The sequence below is a fragment of the Brachybacterium squillarum M-6-3 genome, from assembly GCF_000225825.1.
Taxonomy (GTDB): Bacteria; Actinomycetota; Actinomycetes; order Actinomycetales; family Dermabacteraceae; genus Brachybacterium; species Brachybacterium squillarum.
In genome coordinates this window covers 1-17,433 of sequence record NZ_AGBX01000005.1, presented here as the reverse complement: position 1 = coordinate 17,433, position 17,433 = coordinate 1, and the positions used below count along the sequence as shown (strand labels likewise).

Sequence of the window (17,433 nt, the reverse complement as noted above, 5' to 3'; positions counted from 1 at the left end):
GCTTCGTCCTCCACAGGACCTAGCATGACCACCGTGAATGCGAACCCTGCCTTCCGACCGAGCGACGTCACCGCGCACCTCTTCGACCTCGACGGGGTGGTCACCCCCACCGCCGAGGTCCACATGCGGGCCTGGGCGCGCATGTTCCAGGAGGTGCTCGCGGCCCGCGGCGTCGCCGAGCCCTACTCCGACGCGGACTACTTCGCGCACATCGACGGCCGCCCCCGCTACGACGGGGTGCGCGCGATGCTCGCCTCCCGCGGCATCGAGCTGCCCGAGGGCGAGGACACCGACCCCGGCGACCAGCCGCAGGCCGAGGAGACCGTGCGCGGCCTCGGCAACCGCAAGAACGCCCTGGTGATGGAGATCCTGCGCACCGAGGGCGTGGAGCCCTACCCGGGCACCATCGCCTACCTCGACTCCCTGCCCGCGGGCGCCCGCATCGCCATCGTCTCCTCCTCCCGCAACGCCGAGGAGGTGCTGCGGGCCGCGGGCATCCGCGACCGCTTCGAGCACGTGATGGACGGGAACGTGGCCGCCGCCGAGGGCATCGCCGGCAAGCCCGCCCCGGACACCTACCTCCGCGGCGCCGAGCTGCTGGGCGTGCCCTCCACCGAGGCCGTGGTCTACGAGGACGCGACTTCCGGGGTGCAGGCCGGGGCGGCGGGCGACTTCGCCGCCGTGATCGGGGTGGACCGCGGCGTGGGCCGCGAGGCCCTGCTCGAGGCCGGGGCCGACCTGGTCGTGGACGATCTGGGGGAGCTGGCATGAGCCGCCTGCGCACGGTCCCCGCCGATCCGGTGGACCGCACCCATCTGCCCGTGGACGAGTGGCGGCTGGTGGAGTCCCGCCCCAACGGGGACCTGGGCCACATCGAGACCATCTTCGCGGTGGCCAACGGCTACCTCGGCATGCGCGGCACCCCCGAGGAGGGGCGCGACGCGGAGGCCCACGGCACCTTCCTCAACGGCTTCCACGAGACCTGGCCGATCCACCACGCCGAGTCGGCCTACGGCTTCGCCCGCACCGGCCAGACGATGATCACGGTGCCGGACTCCTCGGTGATGAAGCTGTACGTGGACGACGAGCCGCTGCTGCTGACCGTCGCGGACCTGCTCTCCTACGAGCGCTGGATCGACTTCCGCGAGGGCGTGCTGCGCCGCGAGCTGGTCTGGCGCACCCCCTCCGGCAAGCGGGTGCGGGTGCGCACCGCCCGCATGGTCTCCTTCACCCAGCGCCACCTGGCGCTGATGGAGTACGAGGTGGAGATGCTGGACGGCTCCGCGCCGGTGGCGATCTCCTCCCAGATCATCAACCGCGAGGACATCACCGACGACTTCGGCCACGGGGTCGACGGCCCCGTCACCGACAAGGGCGACCCGCGCCGGACCACGGCCTTCACCCACCGGGTGCTGGAGCCGCAGGACGACTGGCACAGCGAGCGGCGGATGCTGCTGGGGTACCGGGTGGCGAACTCGGGCATGACCCTCGCCGTGGGCGCCGACCACGAGGTGGAGTGCTCCGCCGCGGTGGACGCCTTCATCGACACCTCCCCGGACCGCGGCCGGCAGGTGGTCCGCACCCACCTGGAGGCCGGGGACACCCTCACGGTGCGCAAGGCCGTCGCCTACCACTCCTCCCGCTCCGTGCCGAACCGGGAGCTGTTCGACCGCTGCCGCCGCACCCTGGACCGGGTGCGGGAGGAGGGCTTCGCCGCGCATTTCGCCGACCAGGCGGAGTACCTGCGGGCCTTCTGGGAGCGCTCGGACGTGGAGCTGCCGGGCCAGCCGGCCGCGCAGCAGGCCACCCGCTGGTGCCTGTTCCAGCTCGCGCAGGCCGCGGCCCGCTCGGACCAGTGGGGCATCCCCGCCAAGGGCCTCACCGGATCCGGCTACGAGGGCCACTACTTCTGGGACACCGAGGTCTACGTGGTGCCCTTCCTGATCTTCACCTCCCCCGGATGGGCCCGCAACGCGCTGCGCTTCCGCACCAAGCTGCTGCCCAGCGCCCGCGAGCGCGCCCGGGAGATGAACCAGCGCGGCGCCCTGTTCCCCTGGCGCACGATCAACGGCGAGGAGGCCTCGGCCTACTACGCGGCCGGCACCGCGCAGTACCACATCGACGCGGACATCGCCTACGCCTTCGCGCTGTACGCGGACGTCACCGGCGACCTCGATTTCGCCCGCCGCGACGGCGTGCGGGTGCTGGTGGAGACGGCCCGGCTGTGGGCGGATCTGGGCTTCTGGCGGATCACCGCCGAGGGCGAGGCGATCTTCCACATCCACGGCGTGACCGGCCCCGACGAGTACACGGCCGTCGTGAACAACAACCTGTACACGAACGTGATGGCGCGCTACAACCTGCGCCGCGCCGCGATGGCGGTGCGGGACCTGCGGGACGCGGACCCCGAGGCGTACGCCCTGCTCGTGGCCGAGCTGGAGCTCGACGAGCTGGAGCTGGACGAGTGGGAGGCCTGCGCCGAGGGCATGGTCGTCGCCAAGGACGAGGCCCTCGGCATCCACCTGCAGGAGGACCGCTTCCTGGAGCGCGAGGTGTGGGACCTGCCCGCCACACCGGAGGAGTCCTTCCCGCTGCTGCTGCACTACCACCCGCTGGTGATCTATCGCTTCCAGGTGCTCAAGCAGGCCGACGTGGTGCTGGCCCAGTTCCTGCGCGGAGCCGACTTCACCGCCGAGGAGAAGCGCGCCGACTTCGAGTACTACGACCCGATCACCACGGGCGACTCCTCCCTCTCGGCCGTCGTGCAGTCGATCATGGCCGCCGAGGTGGGCCACCAGGCCGCCGCCCTGGACTACTTCCGGGTGGGCCTGTTCGTGGACCTCGGGGACCTGCACCACAACACCTCCGACGGGGTGCACATCGCCTCCGCCGGCGGGGTGTGGAACGCCCTGGTGCACGGCTTCGGCGGTCTGCGCGTGGACGGGGAGGTGATCTCCCTCGACCCGCGGCTGCCGGAGGGCTGGGAGGGCCTGGACTTCCCGCTGACCGTGCGCGGCTCCCGCGTCCGGGTGCGGCTGCGCCCGACCGAGGTCTCCTTCGTGCTCGAGACCGGTGAGGAGCTCGAGGTCGTCGTGCGCGGCGAGCGGGTGCGGGTCACCGGCGCCGGAGCCACGGTGCCGCTGGCCGATCAGGGCCCCGTCCTCGACGACGCGGTGCTGCAGGCGCCCGTCGGTGTCGGGGGGCCCCGCTCGGACGGCTCGATCGTCACCTCGGGCGTCCCGACCGATCCGGAGGACCCCTGGGAGTACCCGGTGCACCCCGATCCGGAGGACGGCGCCCCGCTGGGCTGAGCCCGGTCGCGCCCGGCGGGGACCCGTGTCCTCCCGGTCGGGCCCGGCGGCCTCGCGTAGGCTCCGAGGTCGTCCCCACCCGTCCCCGCCGAGGAGCACCATGCGCGTCGCCCCTGCCCCGGCCGCCCCGCGCACCCCGGGACGATGAGTCCGCGTCGCGGCCGTGAGCGGCCGCCCGTGGAGTACGTGCGGCCGCGGCTGAGCATCTGGCACGTGCTGAACCGGGTGCGGATGCGGATGCTGGAGATCCAGGTCTGGGACGTGGCCGGCACCATGACCTTCTATTCGCTGCTGTCGGTGTTCCCCGGCGCGGTGGCGGTGGTGTCCCTGATGTCGATGATCGGCATCGGCGAGCAGCCGCTCCTGGCCGCGGCCTCCCTCATCACCGAGGTGTTCCCCACCTTCGACCCCGATCCGCTGATCCGCACGATCCTCGCGGTCTCCTCCACCAGCGGCGGCCTGTGGGGCCTGGCGCTCGGCACCGCCGGCTCGCTGCTCTCGGCCTCGAACGGGGTGGCGGCCTTCCACCGCGCCATGCACCGGGTGTACGACACCCGCGAGGGGCGTCCCTTCCTGCTGTTCCGCACCATCGTGTTCATCGAGACGGTGCTGATCACCTCGGCGGTGCTGCTGGCGCTGGGCATGCTGGTGCTGGGCTCGGAGGTCTCCCAGCAGCTCGGCGAGTTCATCGGCATCCCCCGCATCGCCTTCGAGGCCTGGAACCTCGTGAAGTGGCCGATCCTGCTGCTGATGATCATCATCGGGGTGTCGCTGGCCTACTACCTGTTCCCCAACGTGCGGCTGCCCCGCTACCGGGTGATGACCCTCGGCTCCACCCTCTCGGTGCTGACCCTGTTCGGGGCCGCGCTCGGCATCGGCCGGGTGATGGAGGTCGCCACCCGGGTGCCCGAGGTGCTCACGGTGCTGAACGGCCTGATCGGGATCCTGCTGCTGCTGTGGGCGGCGAACATCGTGATCATCGGCGGGGCCGCCCTGGACGCCGAGTTCCTGCGGGCCCGGCAGATCGCGAGCGGGCTGGACGCCTGGCACCACATCGCGCTCGAGCCACAGGCCATGCACACCCTGGACTTCCTGGCCGGGGACGCCGAGGAGGCGGAACGGCTGGGCCAGACCGTCGCCGGCGCCGCCCGCACCGGGCGCCCGATCTGGCGGCCCCGCTCCCCCTGGATCGTAGAGGCCGGCAACCTGTTCGCCATCAACCCGCCCGCCCGGCGCCGGGTGACCAGCGCCCCGCGCGACGGCGAGGACGCCCCGGAGCCGGCGACCCCCGGCTCCCCCGCCCCTGCCGCCTCCGCGCCGGTCCCGGAGGCGCCGCCCCGGCCCGCCGAAACCGATCAGCCGGCCCCCACCCCCCACCTGCGCGCCCCCGCGGAGAGCACCACCCCGAAGGACCCCACCCCATGACGATCCGCCCCATCACGATGATCGGCCACCGCGCCCTCGAGCAGCGCACCCGCAAGGTCCGCGAGGTCACCGACGACATCCGCACCCTGGTGGCCGACATGATCGAGACCAACGACGCAGCCGACGGCGCGGGCCTGGCCGCCCCCCAGGTCGGCTCCCGCTGGCGCCTGTTCGTCTACGCCTGCGAGGACGCCACCGGCACGCTGCGCCGCGGCGTCGTCATCAACCCCGTCCTCACCCGCCTCGGCCCGCTGGAGCTGGACGAGGAGACCATCGAGGGCTGCCTCTCCGTCCCCGGCGAGGGCTACCCGACCGCCCGCCACCGCGGGGCCCGCGTCACCGGCACCGACCTCGAGGGCGAGCCCGTCGAGGTGGAGGACACCGGCGGGGTGCTGGCCCGCGCCCTGCAGCACGAGGTCGACCATCTGGAGGGCTCGCTGTACCTGGACCGGCTGAGCCCCGCCCGGCGCCGGGAGGCGCTGGACGCCGTCACCGCCCGCGGCTGGCGCGCCCGCGGCGTGCTGAGCTGGGACCCGAGCCGCCTCACCGCCGACCGGGTGTGAGCCGGGGGTGTGAGCCCCGATGTGATCCGGGACCCCCTCCTCCGCCCCCGTCTGGGAGCCGCCGTGAGGACCCGCCGTCCTATCCTGGAGGCATGGATCGCCCCTGCCTGTCGCGCCGTCTGGCGCTCGCGCTGCCCGTGACCGCCGCCGGCGTGGGAGGGCTCGCCGCCTGCGCCCCCGAGGACGAGGGCTTCGGCAGCTCCGCGCCGCTGCGCGCCGAGGAGGACGGGGAGATCGCGCTCAGCGACATCCCCGAGAACGCCTCCACCCTGGTGAACTTCGGCGGCCAGCAGCCCTTCGTGCTCATCGTCCGCGGCAGCGGCGAGGACATCGAGGCCTACTCCGGCTACTGCACCCACAACGGCTGCGCCCTGCGCCAGGCGGAGACGGAGCTGGACTGCCCCTGCCACGGCTCCCGCTTCGACGCCGCCACCGGCGAGGTGCTGGTCGGCCCGGCCACCACCCATCTGCCCGCCGTGGCCGTCACCGTCGAGGACGGGATGCTGCGCCGTGCCTCCTGAGGTCCCCGGCGAGCCCGCCGGGCCCGAGGGCCCCCGCCGCGAGACCGTCTCCTTCGTCCGCCGCGGCGACCGCCTCTCCGCCAGCCGCCAGGACGCCTGGGACCGCCTGGCCGACACCTACGTGCTGGACCTCCCCCGCGGGGAGCGCGACACCCTCCCGGCCGAGGGCGTGCACCTGGACCTGGAGGCCGTGTTCGGCCGCCGCGCCCCGCTGGTCGTCGAGGTCGGCAGCGGCCAGGGCGAGAACGTCGCCGCCGCCGCGGCCGCCCACCCCGAGCGGGACCACCTGGCCGTGGAGGTGTACCGGCCCGGGCTCGCCCAGTCCCTGGACCGCATCGAGCGTGCCGGCTCCCCGACCAACGTGCGGCTGCTGCCGCTGGACGCCCAGCGCGCCCTGCCCGCCCTGCTCCCCGCCGGCAGCGTGCAGGAACTGTGGGTGTTCTTCCCCGACCCCTGGCACAAGTCCCGCCACCACAAACGCCGCCTGATCAACCCGCCCTTCCTGCAGGCCGTGCTGCCGCTGCTGGCCGAGGGCGCCACGCTGCGCCTGGCCACCGACTGGGCGCAGTACGCCCACCACATGCGCGAGGTGCTCGAGGCGACCCCCGGCCTGGTCAACGCCCACCGGGAGGGGCCGCGCCCCGCCGGCACCCCCGCCGACCCGGTGCCGGAGGGGATGGCCGAGCGCGGCTGGGCGCCGCGATTCGCAGGTCGTGTGAAGACCAGCTTCGAGAACAAGGGCGAGCGCGCCGGGCGCCTAGGATGGGATCTCGCCTACACCCGGGTCGCCGCCCCGACGGACTGACCGCCGCCCGGCCCCGGACCGTGCGATCCTTCCCCTCACCTGCCCTGCGTGCCGAGACCGGCACCGGATGAGAGCGAGTCCGCGATGAGCCCCACCGACGACGTCGACCTCCCCTCCGACTGGGAGGACGAGGACACCCCCGACCCGCGGCAGCGGCGCGGCAAGCGCCTCGCCCTGCTGGGCCTCGGCATGGCGGCCGTGCTGGTGATCGGCGCCGGCATCGTCGCGGCCGTCTACCTGAACTCCCTGCGCACCGCCTATCAGGACGTGACCACGGTGGAGATCACCCGCGGCGCCTCCGACGGCGCCCGCCCGGGGACGGAGGACGGCACCGGCCGCAACATCCTCCTGCTGGGCTCCGACAAGCGCTCCCCGGAGGACGCCGAGGGCGTCAGCGGCCAGCGCTCCGACGTGGTGATGCTGGTGCACATCCCCGAGGACAACTCCGCGGCCTACGTGACCTCCTTCCCCCGCGACCTCTACGTCGACATCCCCGGCCACGGGCAGGGCCGCATCAACGCCGCGCTCGCCTACGGCGGCCTGCCGCTGGCCGTGACCACCGTGGAGAACTACACCGGGGTGCCCATCGAGCACGTCGCCCTCATCGACTTCGACGGGATCCAGGGCCTGGTGGACACCCTCGGCGGCATCGACGTGGAGGTGCCCGAGGACTTCGAGGCCGACGGCCACCAGTTCACCGCCGGCACCCAGTCGATGGACGGCGAGGAGGCCCTCGCCTTCGTCCGCGCCCGCAAGCAGTTCTCCGACGGCGACTTCCAGCGCAACCGCAACCAGCAGGCCGTGCTGGCGGGGATCGCGGAGAAGCTGCTCAGCCGCGACACCCTCACCGACCCCGGCACGCTGCGCGAGACCATCGCCTCGATCGCCCCCTACCTCACCACCGACGACGCCCTGACCAGCACCGCGATGCTGGACCTGGGGATCTCACTGCGCTCGGTGCGCTCCTCCGACCTGTACTTCCTGGGCGCCCCGCACGGCGACCCGATGACCACCGACGCGGGGGCCAGCGTGGTCGCCACCGACGAGGCGGCGATGGAGGAGCTGCGCGAGGCCCTGCGCACCGACGACATGGGCACGTACTACGCTCAGAACGCCGGCACCTACTGACCCGTCCGCGAGGAGGACCCGTGGCCAACCCCATCGTCAACATCGTCGTGCCCCTGGCGGGCGTCGCCGCCAGCGTGATCGGCAAGAAGGCCGCGGCCGCCGGCTGGGGCGCCGTCTTCGGCGAGGACGCCCCCACCGCGAAGAACACCAAGGCCTCCCAGAAGGAGACCGCGAAGCGTCGCAAGCAGGCCCGCAAGGACGGCGCCTCCAAGGCCGAGGCCAAGGAGATCTCCGACCCCATGGACGAGACCCCGGTGTGGAAGATCGCCCTGTGGACCCTCATCTCCGGCGTGCTGCTGCAGTCGCTGCGGCAGCTCGCCCAGCGCGGGGCGAAGAAGGGCACGGAGAAGATGATCTCCCGCCGCCCCCGCAGCAACCGCGGCTGAGGACTCCGCTCGCCCGTCCACGACTCGGGCCCCCGACCTCGCGAGGTCGGGGGCCCGAGTCGTGCCGGGGACGGCGTGACGTCCCGGCAGCGGTGGATCAGATCTCGCCGACCTCCACCGCGGAGCTGCGGGTGTCCAGGGCGTCGCCTGTGACCAGGAAGCCGATGCGCCGCACCAGCGAGACGGCGTGGTCGCCGATCCGCTCGTAGAAGCGGATCAGCAGGGTCATGTCCGCGACCTGGGCGTTGGTGTAGCCCTCGGTGCTGGCCATCTCCCGGGCGATGTCCTGCAGCAGCGCGTCGATCGCCTCGTCGTTCTTCTCGACCTGGGCGGCCAGCGCCAGGTCGCGGTCGGCGATCACGGTGCCGGCGTCGCGCAGCGCCGCCAGGCCCAGGTCGGCCATCTCGCGGATCTGCGCGCGGTGCTGCTCGGGCACGGCGAGGTCGGGGTGGGTGCGCCGCGCCACCAGGGCCACGTGGGCGCAGAGGTCGCCCATGCGCTCCAGCGAGGAGCTCATGCGCAGGCTGGCCACCAGCAGCCGCAGGTCGGTGGCGACGGGGTTCTGCCGGGCCAGCAGCTCGACGACCTTGGAGTCGAGGTCGAGCTGGCGCTGGTCGATGTGCGGGTCCGCCGCGATCACGCGCTCGGCGAGGCCGAGGTCCCCCTCGAGGAGGGCGCGGGTGGCGTCCTCGAGGGCGGTGGCGACCATGTCCGCCATGTCCAGCAGATCGTCGACGAGATGCCGCAGGTCGCTCTGGTACGCCTCGCGCATGGGTGCACTCTCCTAGGTGTAGGGGGTCTTGCCGCCCGCCGAGTCTGGCAACGTCGGGTGAACGCGGCCCGGGTCCCGGTGAACGCCGGACGGAGTCCTGGTGAACTCCTGGCCCCAGTCTGGCCCCGCACCCCGGACGACGCGAGTCGGGCGCGCGGGGAGCCTAGGCTGTGGGGGTGTCCACGTCCCTGCTCCTGCTGGCCGCCGTCATCGGCCTGGTGATCGGCGCCGCCGCCACCTGGGCGATGCTGCGCGCCGAGTCGCGCGGCCCCCGGGACGCGGACGGCCCGCTGCCGGTCGTGCCGGAGCCCGCCGCCGAGGTGCTGGCGATCCTCTCCTCCGCCTACGTGGTGCTGGACTCCAGCGGCGACGTGCTGCGCGCGAGCCCGCTGGCCTACTCCTACGGCATCGTGCGCGCCACCGGCAGCGACTACCCGCGGCTGGCCGGCAGCGAGCTGATCGAGCTGGCCGCCGACGTGGGCCGCAACGGCGGCTACCGGGACGAGCGGCTCACCCTGCAGCGCTCCACCCAGGGCGACGACGAGGCCGTGATCGACGTGCGCATCGGCGCGCTCGGCACCTCCGGCGTGCTGCTGCTGGCCGACGACCTCACCCGGCAGATCCGGGTGGAGGAGACCCGGCGCGACTTCGTCGCCAACGTCTCCCACGAGCTGAAGACCCCCGTCGGCGCGATCACCCTGCTGGCGGAGACGATGGAGGACGCCGCCGAGGACCCGGACGCGGTGCGCCGCTTCGCGGAGCGGATGCAGAGCGAGTCCCGCCGCCTGTCCCACCTGGTGCAGGAGATCATCGAGCTCTCCCGGGTGCAGGGAACCTCCGCGCTGCCCACCGGTGAGCCCGTCGAGATGGACGAGGTGATCGAGGAGGCGGTCTCGCTGAACCGCAACTTCGCCCTCGGCTCCCGCATCACCGTGAAGACCGGCGGCCCCTCGGACCTGCGGGTGTACGGCTCCCGGGCGATGCTCACCACCGCCCTGTCGAACCTGATCTCCAACGCCGTCTCCTACTCCGAGCCCGGCACCACCGTCGGCGTCTCGGTGCGCCGCGAGCACGGCATGGTGGAGCTGTCCGTGAAGGACCAGGGCATCGGCATCGCCAAGAGCGACCTGGAGCGCGTCTTCGAGCGCTTCTTCCGGGTGGACAAGGCCCGCTCCCGGGAGACCGGCGGCACCGGGCTGGGCCTGGCCATCGTCAAGCACATCGCCGCCGACCACGGCGGCGAGGTCACCGCCTGGTCGCTGCCCGGCCAGGGCTCGACCTTCACCCTGCACCTGCCCGAGATGGGCAGCACCGAGACCGTGAGCACCGCCGGCGCGGACCCCGCCCGCCGCGCGGACGAGGACAGGGACGCCGAGCGCGTCCCGGGAAAGGCACGCTGAGATGACCCGCATCCTGATCGTCGAGGACGAGGAGTCCTTCTCCGATCCGCTCTCCTACTCCCTGCGCAAGGAGGGCTACGAGGTGGCGGTCGCCGACGACGGCACCGAGGGCCTGCGGATCTTCTCCGCCCACGGCGCGGACCTGGTGCTGCTGGACCTGATGCTGCCCGGCATGAGCGGCACCGAGGTGTGCCGGGAGATCCGCCGCACCTCGACGGTGCCGGTGATCATGCTGACCGCGAAGGACGACGAGTTCGACAAGGTGCTGGGCCTGGAGCTGGGCGCCGACGACTACGTGACCAAGCCCTACTCCTCCCGGGAGCTGCTGGCCCGGATCAAGGCGGTGCTGCGGCGCCGCAGCGACGTCGGCGAGGACGAGGAGGGCTCGACCCTCACCGCCGGGCACATCCTGATGGACGTGGAGCGCCACGTGGTGCAGGTGCACGGCGAGGACGTGGCGCTGCCGCTGAAGGAGTTCGAGCTGCTGGAGATGATGCTGCGCAACGTCGACCGGGTGCTCACCCGCGGCCAGCTCATCGACCGGGTGTGGGGCGCCAACTACGTGGGCGACACCAAGACCCTCGACGTCCACGTGAAGCGGCTGCGGGCGAAGATCGAGGACGACCCGAAGAACCCGGTGCATCTGGTGACGGTGCGCGGCCTGGGATACAAGTTCGAGTCCTCCGCGGCCTGAGCCGGCCCGCACCCCCGACGACGGCGGCCCCCGGGATCTCCCGGGGGCCGCCGTCGTGCTGGCACGGGGTGGGGGTCAGTGCCCCGCCTCCTCTGCCTGCTCGGCCTCGGCCTCCTGGTTGCCGTCGGACTCGGAGGTGCCGCCCAGGTCCGAGGCGCCGCCCGCGTCGGAGGGGTCGCCGTAGTAGGCGAGGGTGGTGTCGGTGACCGGCAGGGAGGCTTCGACGGTCTTCCCGGTGGCGGTGACGACCAGGTCGATCACGTCGCCCGGCTCGACGCTGAGGCCCTCGATGGCGACCTCCTGCTGGCCCTCGTCGGGTCCGAGCTCGATGACCTCGCCGGGGGCGACGGTGACGCCGGCGGAGAAGGCGGGGCTGCCCTCGACCTCGCCGGTCAGCTCGACGGTGGCCTGCTCGGTGGAGTAGTTCACGACGGAGCCGCGCAGGGCGGCGGTGCCGTCGTCGTCGACCACGACGATCGCGTTGCGCACGCCGATCTCGAAGGTGCCCTGCTCGTCGACGATGCTGGCGTTGGTGCCGTCGGCGGTCTGGTAGAAGTCCTGGGTCTGCACCGGGCTGAAGTACGCGCAGCCGGAGGCGGCGGCCGCGAGACCGAGGGCGGCCGCGGCGAGGACGGGGCGGCGGAGTCGACGCACGAGGGGCTCCTGTTCGAGACCACGCGAGGCGGCCGGGGACGAGCGGGGATGGCTGTGCCAGGGTACCGCACGGACCCGGTCCGACCGGCCCCGACGGCTCCGCTCCCCCGCGGCTCTCCCGCGCGCGAGAGGCGTCCGCGCCGGTCGCGGGCGGATCGGGGCGGCGATTCGACCGCTCCCGACGGAAAAGCGGCGAAGAGTAGCACACCCTCCCGGTGATAGACTGGTCTCCGGAAAGGGGACCACCACATGAATTTTGTCGTCGGCGAGACCGTCGTCTACCCGCACCACGGGGCGGCGCTCATCGAAGAGGTCAAGATCCGCACCATCAAGGGTGAGGACCGGACCTACCTGAAGCTCAAGGTCGCCCAGGGCGACCTCACCATCGAGGTCCCCGCGGACAACGTCGACATGGTCGGCGTCCGCGACGTGGTGGACAAGGAGGGCCTGGACGAGGTCTTCGACGTCCTCCGCCAGCCGTACACGGAGGAGCCCACCAACTGGTCCCGCCGCTACAAGGCGAACGTGGAGAAGCTCGCCTCCGGCGACGTGAAGAAGGTGGCCGAGGTCGTCCGCGACCTCTGGCGCCGCGACCAGGACCGCGGTCTCTCCGCGGGCGAGAAGCGGATGCTGGCCAAGGCGCGCCAGATCCTGGTCTCCGAGCTGGCCCTGGCCGAGAAGACGGACGAGGCCTCCGCCGAGTCCACCCTCGACGAGGTCCTCGCCTCCTGATCTCCGCCTGACCTGCGACGCGGGCCCGCCCCACCGGGGGCGGGCCCGCGTCGTCGTCCGGGCGGCGGCCGTCCGCGTCCGGACGGGGCGGGGACCGGAGGCGTGGACCCTCCCCGCGGGCCGTGCCAGAATCGTGGGCGCCCGTTCCCGGGCCGCCCGTCCCGTCCGCGACCTCGAGGAGCCTGCATGCTCACCATCGCCATCGTCTGCGGAGCCGGCATCGCCACCTCCGCCCTCATCGCGGAGCAGGTGCGCGAGCACGTCTCCTCCGCCGGCCGCCCGGCGACCGTGGTGCAGGCGACGGTGATGGATCTGCTCTCCGCCGACTTCGAGGCGGACCTGGTGGTGACGACGGTGGACCTGCCCGATGCGCTGGGCATCCCGCGGGTCTCCGGCATGCCGCTGCTGCTGGGCACCAACCCGCAGGTCACCTACGACGACATCGATCGCATCCTGGCCCGGATCGACCGGGGCGAGGGATGAGCTCCGGCACCACCTCGGGCTCGGTCGCCCCGCACGACACCGCCCCGCACGACGCCGTCCCGCAGGCCCCGGCCCTGCCGCTGACCGCGCAGGACGTGGAAATGGCCGCGGGTCGGCTGGATTCCGTGGTGCGCCGCACCCCCGTGCAGCGCAGCGAGCGACTCAGCGAGATCGCCGGGGTGCCGGTGTGGCTGAAGCGCGAGGACCTCCAGCCGGTGCGCTCCTACAAGCTGCGCGGCGCACACCTGTTCCTCGCCTCCCTGGACGCGGGCTCCCGCGGCGCCGGCGTGGTCGCCGCGAGCGCCGGGAACCACGCCCAGGGCGTGGCCCGCGCCTGCCGCGCCCTCGGCATCACCGGCCGGATCTACGTGCCGGGCACCACGCCCCGCCAGAAGCGCGAGCGGATCGTCGCGATCGGCGGGGACCAGGTGGAGCTGGTGCTGATCGGCGACACCTTCGACGACGCCGCCCAGGCCGCCGAGGAGGACGTGGAGCGCACCGGCGCCACCCTGGTGCCGCCCTTCGACCACCCCCGCATCATGGCCGGTCAGGGGACGGTGGCGCTCGAGGCGGTGCAGCAGCTGCGCAGCGAGCACGGGCGTGAGGCCGGGACCATCGTGCTGCCGGTGGGCGGCGGCGGCCTGCTGGGCGGCTGCGGCGCCTGGCTGCGGGAGCGGGTGCCCGCGATGCGGATCGTGGGCGTGGAGCCCGCCGGGGCCGTCTCGATGGCGGCGGCGATGACCGCCGGCCGCCCGGTGGCGCTGGCCGAGCTGGACCGCTTCGTGGACGGCGCCGCGGTGCGCCGGGTCGGCACCGCCCCGCTGCGGATGGCCCAGGCCATCGTGCCCGAGCTGCGGGCCGTGGACGAGGGCGCCGTGTGCACCGAGATGCTCGCGCTGTACCAGGTGGACGGCATCATCGCGGAGCCCGCCGGGGCGCTGGCAGCGGCGGCCGTGGCCACCGGTGCCGTGACCGCCGGGGACGAGGGCCACGGCGAGGGCGGGGACATCCTGGTGGTGGTCTCCGGCGGCAACAACGACGTCTCCCGCTACACCGAGATCGTCGAGCGCTCCCTGGTCCACGAGGGCCTCAAGCACTACTTCCTGGTGACCTTCCCGCAGGAGCCGGGGGCGTTGCGGCGCTTCCTCGACCGGGTGCTGGGGCCGGACGACGACATCGTGCTGTTCGACTACATCAAGCGCAACAACCGCGAGGAGGGCCCGGCGCTGGTGGGCCTGGAGATCTCCCGCCGCGCGGACCTGGAGCCGCTGATGGGGAGGATGGCCGCCTCCGGCATGCAGATCGAGCGGATCGATCCGCAGGACCCGATCTATCGCTACCTCACCTGAGCCGCCCGGCCCCGGGAACGATGCCGCCCCGCCGACCGTGACGGTCGACGGGGCCTTCCTGTCCGCGGGGCGGGAGAGACGGCGGGGCGCTCAGGCCCGTCGGCGGGCCTCGCTCATGCCAGGCGACGGGCCTGGACGGCGGAGGTGACGATCTCATCGAGGTCGTGGGTGGCGCGCCAGCCCAGGGTTTCCTCGATGCGGTCGGTCGAGCAGACCAGGCGGGCCGGGTCGCCGGGGCGGCGGGGGGCGATCTCGGGGGTGATCTCCGTGCCGGTGGCGCGGGCGATCGCGTCGAGCACCTCGAGCACACTGGAGCCGGTGCCGGTGCCGACGTTGAACACCCGGTGGGGGCGGTCCTCGCCGCGCAGGTAGTCCAACGCGGCCACGTGCGCCTCGGCGAGGTCCTCGGCGTGCACGTAGTCGCGGATGCAGGTGCCGTCGGGGGTGTCGTAGTCGTCGCCGAAGACCCGGGGCTGCTCGCCGCGGTCCAGGGCGTCCAGCACGATCGGCACCAGGTTCATCACCGCGGTGTCGGCCAGCTCGGGGTGCCCGGCGCCGGCCACGTTGAAGTAGCGCAGGGCGACGGTGCGCATGCCGTGGGCGCGCTCGGCGTCGGCCAGCATCCACTCGCCGACGTACTTGGTGGCGCCGTAGGGGTTGATCGGCGCCGGAGTCAGGTCCTCGGTGACCAGGTCGACGTCGGGCACGCCGTAGACAGCAGCGGACGAGGAGAACACCACGTCCCGCACCTCGGCGTTCGCACAGGCGGCGAGGACGTTGGCGAGGCCACCGATGTTGTCGTGCCAGTAGAGCTCGGGCTTCGCGACGGACTGGCCCACCTGCTTGTGGGCGGCGAAGTGGATCACGGCATCGGCGCCCGAGGCCCGCAGCTGGAAGGCCAGCTTCTCCGCGGCGTCGGGGCGGGTGACGTCGAGCTCGACGAGCTCCACCAGGTCCGAGCCCTCCACCCGGGCGCGGAGGCCCGTGGAGAGGTCGTCGACCACGATCACCCGCTCCCCTCGGTCGCTCAGAAGGCGCACCACGTGCGACCCGATGTATCCGGCACCACCGATCACGAGAGTCGTCATGGGTCCGAGCCTACCGGGACACCCGGGCGCGAGGACCGGTGCGGTACGGCGGACATTCCGGACGAGTGGGGCACCTCATGGCGGATCGCCCTGGGGTCAGCTCCAGGAGGTGGCCAGCGGACGCCCCTCGGCGTAGCCCGCGGCGCCCTGCAGGCCGATCACCGCGCGCTCCCGGAAGGCGGCGGTGTCCTCGGCCCCCGCATAGGTGTACGAGGAGCGGACTCCGGCGGTGATCTCGTCCAGCAGGTCCTCCACGCCCCCGGCGCCCTCGGCCAGGTACATGCGGGAGCTGGAGATGCCTTCCTCGAACAGGGCCTTGCGGGCCCGGGCGAAGGCGTCCTCGTGGGCGGTGCGGGAGGAGACGGCCCGCTTGGAGGCCATCCCGAAGCTCTCCTTGTAGCGGCGGCCGCGCTCGTCGGTGCGCAGCTCTCCGGGGGACTCGTAGGTGCCGGCGAACCAGGAACCGATCATCACGTTGGAGGCCCCGGCGGCGAGGGCGAGGGCCACGTCGCGGGGGTGGCGCACCCCGCCGTCGGCCCAGACGCACCCGCCCAGCCGTCGCGCCTCGGCGGCGCACTCCAGCACGGCGGAGAACTGGGGGCGGCCCACGCCGGTCATCATCCGGGTGGTGCACATGGCGCCCGGCCCCACGCCGACCTTCACGATGTCGGCGCCGGCCTCGATCAGCTCGCGGGTGCCCTCGGCGGTGACCACGTTGCCGGCCACCAGGCGCACCGCGGTGCCCTCGCGGGGACCGAGCACCCCCCGGGCCAGGCGCAGCGCCTCGAGCATGCGGTCCTGGTGGCCGTGGGCGGTGTCCAGCACGATCACGTCGGCCCCGGCGGCGACCAGCGCCTCGGTGCGGGCGGCGACGTCCGCGTTGATGCCGACGGCGACGGCGATCCGCAGCCGGCCCTCCGCGTCGACGGCCGGGGTGTAGATGCTGGAGCGCAGCACGCCGAGGGCGGTGAGGACGCCGCGCAGGGTGCCGTCCTCCTCGACCACCAGAGCGGCATCGTGGTGGGTGGCGGCGATACGAGCGTGCAGGGCGGCGGGCTCGACCTCGAGGTCGACGGGGCGCAGCACCGGCACGTCCTCGCTGAGGTTCTCGCCGACGGGGGCGAAGGAGTCGCGCCCCGTGATCTCGGCTGCGGTCACCACGCCCAGGGGGCGGCGCTCCTCGTCGAGGACGACGACGAGGCCGTGGGGACGCTTGCCGAGCAGGGCCGCGGCCTGGCCGAGGGTGCCGCGGGCGGTGAGGGTGAGGGGGTGGTCCACCCGCAGGTCGCGCTGCTTCACGGAGCGGACGATGGAGTCGATGCGCTCGGGGGCGAGATCCTGGGGCAGCACGGCCAGCCCGCCGCGGCGGGCCATCACCTCGGCCATGCGACGCCCGGAGACGGCGGTCATGTTGGCGGCCACCAGGGGGATGGTGGTGCCGGTGCCGTCGTCGCTGCCGAGGTCCACGTCGAAGCGCGAGGTGATCGCGGAGCGGGCGGGCAGGAAGAAGCAGTCGTCGTAGGTGAGGTCCGTCGACGGGGTGTGGATCAGGCGCATGGCCGCCACGATATCGGCGGCGCCCGGCGCGACGGCGCGCGGAAGGAGGGCGGATGCGACCTGCGGCACGCCACCGGCGTCCCGTCGTCCGCTTGGCGCCGGTTCCTCCCGGTATCGGGCGCCCGCGCCGGTCGCGGGGGCCGCGGGAGCCGTCCGGAATGCCCCCGGGCTCCACGAAGCCCTCACACGGGCCTGCGACCTGCGCGGCAGGCGACGACCTAGGATGGCCCGCATGACGGATTCGGCTTCGTGGCGACGACGCCGTCGGGGCGGCAGGCATCAGGAGCCGATCCGACGGTCCTCGTCGCGTCCCTCCCCACCCGAGACCGCCCGACGCAACCGCGCCTTCGCCTTCGGGCAGGACAAGCGCACCTGGCTCGGCACACCGGAGCCGACCTCCCCCGACCCGGAGGACGACGCGCCGCGCGAAGAGCCCGCCGAGCAGGCGACGGAGTTCCACGACGCCGTCCCCGCCTCCCCGGATTCTCCGGCCCCGGCACCCGCACCCGAACCCGCGCAGGACGAGCCGCGCTCGGCCTCCGGACCCGCCACCACCACCGGCGCG

At 73.4% G+C, this 17,433-nt stretch carries 17 protein-coding genes and 1 pseudogene; 14 read left to right on the top strand and 4 right to left on the bottom strand.

Features of this window, described 5'->3' with window-relative positions; translation table 11 throughout:
* Positions 1-24 precede the first annotated feature (24 nt).
* From OM98_RS07075 to OM98_RS07040, 8 genes are all read left to right on the top strand, one after another.
* A complete protein-coding gene (locus OM98_RS07075; protein ID WP_010533906.1) occupies positions 25-771 on the top strand; it encodes an HAD family hydrolase in 747 nt (248 codons plus the stop codon).
* Entirely contained in the window at positions 768-3,311 is a 2,544-nt protein-coding gene (locus OM98_RS07070) for a glycoside hydrolase family 65 protein (protein WP_010533905.1), read from the top strand. Before OM98_RS07075 ends, OM98_RS07070 begins: the two co-directional genes overlap by 4 nt.
* Before the next feature lie 144 nt (positions 3,312-3,455).
* Positions 3,456-4,736, top strand: coding sequence for a YihY/virulence factor BrkB family protein (locus tag OM98_RS07065; RefSeq protein WP_050812651.1), 1,281 nt, complete (start codon positions 3,456-3,458; stop codon positions 4,734-4,736).
* Positions 4,733-5,299 (top strand): peptide deformylase, encoded by a 567-nt coding sequence (gene def / locus OM98_RS07060; protein WP_010533903.1) that lies wholly within the window; start codon positions 4,733-4,735, stop codon positions 5,297-5,299. The genes OM98_RS07065 and def overlap by 4 nt, the downstream gene beginning before the upstream one ends.
* Positions 5,300-5,391: 92 nt before the next feature.
* A complete protein-coding gene (locus OM98_RS07055) occupies positions 5,392-5,820 on the top strand; it encodes a QcrA and Rieske domain-containing protein (protein ID WP_010533902.1) in 429 nt (142 codons plus the stop codon).
* Positions 5,810-6,625, top strand: coding sequence for a tRNA (guanosine(46)-N7)-methyltransferase TrmB (gene trmB / locus OM98_RS07050; protein WP_010533901.1), 816 nt, complete (start codon positions 5,810-5,812; stop codon positions 6,623-6,625). Before OM98_RS07055 ends, trmB begins: the two co-directional genes overlap by 11 nt.
* An 84-nt stretch (positions 6,626-6,709) precedes the next feature.
* Entirely contained in the window at positions 6,710-7,753 is a 1,044-nt protein-coding gene (locus OM98_RS07045; protein WP_010533900.1) for an LCP family protein, read from the top strand.
* A gap of 20 nt (positions 7,754-7,773) precedes the next feature.
* Complete coding sequence (locus tag OM98_RS07040; RefSeq protein WP_010533899.1) at positions 7,774-8,139, top strand: DUF4235 domain-containing protein; 366 nt, start codon at positions 7,774-7,776, stop codon at positions 8,137-8,139.
* A gap of 97 nt (positions 8,140-8,236) precedes the next feature.
* On the opposite strand, the gene phoU is transcribed toward OM98_RS07040, so the two are convergent.
* On the bottom strand, positions 8,237-8,911 hold the full coding sequence (gene phoU, locus OM98_RS07035) for a phosphate signaling complex protein PhoU (protein WP_010533898.1): 675 nt from the start codon (positions 8,909-8,911) through the stop codon (positions 8,237-8,239).
* Positions 8,912-9,081: 170 nt separating this feature from the next.
* Between phoU and OM98_RS07030 the strand changes: the two genes are divergently transcribed.
* Positions 9,082-10,311, top strand: coding sequence for a sensor histidine kinase (locus OM98_RS07030; protein ID WP_010533897.1), 1,230 nt, complete (start codon positions 9,082-9,084; stop codon positions 10,309-10,311).
* A 1-nt stretch (position 10,312) separates the two neighbouring features.
* Positions 10,313-11,005, top strand: a complete 693-nt coding sequence (locus OM98_RS07025; protein WP_010533896.1) for a response regulator transcription factor — start codon at positions 10,313-10,315, stop codon at positions 11,003-11,005.
* A gap of 75 nt (positions 11,006-11,080) precedes the next feature.
* On the opposite strand, the gene OM98_RS07020 is transcribed toward OM98_RS07025, so the two are convergent.
* Positions 11,081-11,659, bottom strand: a complete 579-nt coding sequence (locus tag OM98_RS07020; RefSeq protein ID WP_010533895.1) for a hypothetical protein — start codon at positions 11,657-11,659, stop codon at positions 11,081-11,083.
* A 249-nt stretch (positions 11,660-11,908) separates the two neighbouring features.
* Between OM98_RS07020 and OM98_RS07015 the strand changes: the two genes are divergently transcribed.
* From OM98_RS07015 to ilvA, 3 genes are all read left to right on the top strand, one after another.
* Entirely contained in the window at positions 11,909-12,391 is a 483-nt protein-coding gene (locus OM98_RS07015; RefSeq protein ID WP_010533894.1) for a CarD family transcriptional regulator, read from the top strand.
* A 186-nt stretch (positions 12,392-12,577) separates the two neighbouring features.
* A complete protein-coding gene (locus tag OM98_RS07010; protein WP_010533893.1) occupies positions 12,578-12,874 on the top strand; it encodes a PTS sugar transporter subunit IIB in 297 nt (98 codons plus the stop codon).
* A complete protein-coding gene (gene ilvA / locus OM98_RS07005) occupies positions 12,871-14,223 on the top strand; it encodes a threonine ammonia-lyase IlvA (protein ID WP_010533892.1) in 1,353 nt (450 codons plus the stop codon). Before OM98_RS07010 ends, ilvA begins: the two co-directional genes overlap by 4 nt.
* A gap of 113 nt (positions 14,224-14,336) precedes the next feature.
* Here the strand turns inward: ilvA and galE are convergent, their stop codons facing one another.
* Positions 14,337-15,311 carry a UDP-glucose 4-epimerase GalE gene (gene galE, locus OM98_RS07000; RefSeq protein ID WP_029362746.1) on the bottom strand — a complete coding sequence of 325 codons (975 nt, stop codon included), beginning with the start codon at positions 15,309-15,311 and terminating at the stop codon, positions 14,337-14,339.
* 96 nt (positions 15,312-15,407) lie between these two features.
* Positions 15,408-16,868 (bottom strand): GuaB1 family IMP dehydrogenase-related protein, encoded by a 1,461-nt coding sequence (locus tag OM98_RS06995; RefSeq protein ID WP_029362745.1) that lies wholly within the window; start codon positions 16,866-16,868, stop codon positions 15,408-15,410.
* 232 nt (positions 16,869-17,100) lie between these two features.
* On the opposite strand from OM98_RS06995, the pseudogene OM98_RS06990 reads away from it, so the two are divergent.
* Positions 17,101-17,433: pseudogene (locus tag OM98_RS06990) on the top strand (hypothetical protein); the annotation flags it as partial.

What these genes read in the sequence shown, in the direction of transcription:
- OM98_RS07075 (WP_010533906.1), top strand. Translation starts at nt 25, where the DNA reads ATGACCACCGTGAATGCGAACCCTGCCTTCCGACCGAGCGACGTCACC.
- OM98_RS07025 (WP_010533896.1), top strand. Translation starts at nt 10,313, where the DNA reads ATGACCCGCATCCTGATCGTCGAGGACGAGGAGTCCTTCTCCGATCCG.
- def (WP_010533903.1), top strand. Translation starts at nt 4,733, where the DNA reads ATGACGATCCGCCCCATCACGATGATCGGCCACCGCGCCCTCGAGCAG.
- OM98_RS06995 (WP_029362745.1), bottom strand. Translation starts at nt 16,868, where the DNA reads ATGCGCCTGATCCACACCCCGTCGACGGACCTCACCTACGACGACTGC.
- OM98_RS07055 (WP_010533902.1), top strand. Translation starts at nt 5,392, where the DNA reads ATGGATCGCCCCTGCCTGTCGCGCCGTCTGGCGCTCGCGCTGCCCGTG.
- ilvA (WP_010533892.1), top strand. Translation starts at nt 12,871, where the DNA reads ATGAGCTCCGGCACCACCTCGGGCTCGGTCGCCCCGCACGACACCGCC.
- OM98_RS07065 (WP_050812651.1), top strand. Translation starts at nt 3,456, where the DNA reads ATGAGTCCGCGTCGCGGCCGTGAGCGGCCGCCCGTGGAGTACGTGCGG.
- OM98_RS07070 (WP_010533905.1), top strand. Translation starts at nt 768, where the DNA reads ATGAGCCGCCTGCGCACGGTCCCCGCCGATCCGGTGGACCGCACCCAT.
- OM98_RS07010 (WP_010533893.1), top strand. Translation starts at nt 12,578, where the DNA reads ATGCTCACCATCGCCATCGTCTGCGGAGCCGGCATCGCCACCTCCGCC.
- phoU (WP_010533898.1), bottom strand. Translation starts at nt 8,911, where the DNA reads ATGCGCGAGGCGTACCAGAGCGACCTGCGGCATCTCGTCGACGATCTG.
- OM98_RS07045 (WP_010533900.1), top strand. Translation starts at nt 6,710, where the DNA reads ATGAGCCCCACCGACGACGTCGACCTCCCCTCCGACTGGGAGGACGAG.
- OM98_RS07015 (WP_010533894.1), top strand. Translation starts at nt 11,909, where the DNA reads ATGAATTTTGTCGTCGGCGAGACCGTCGTCTACCCGCACCACGGGGCG.
- galE (WP_029362746.1), bottom strand. Translation starts at nt 15,311, where the DNA reads ATGACGACTCTCGTGATCGGTGGTGCCGGATACATCGGGTCGCACGTG.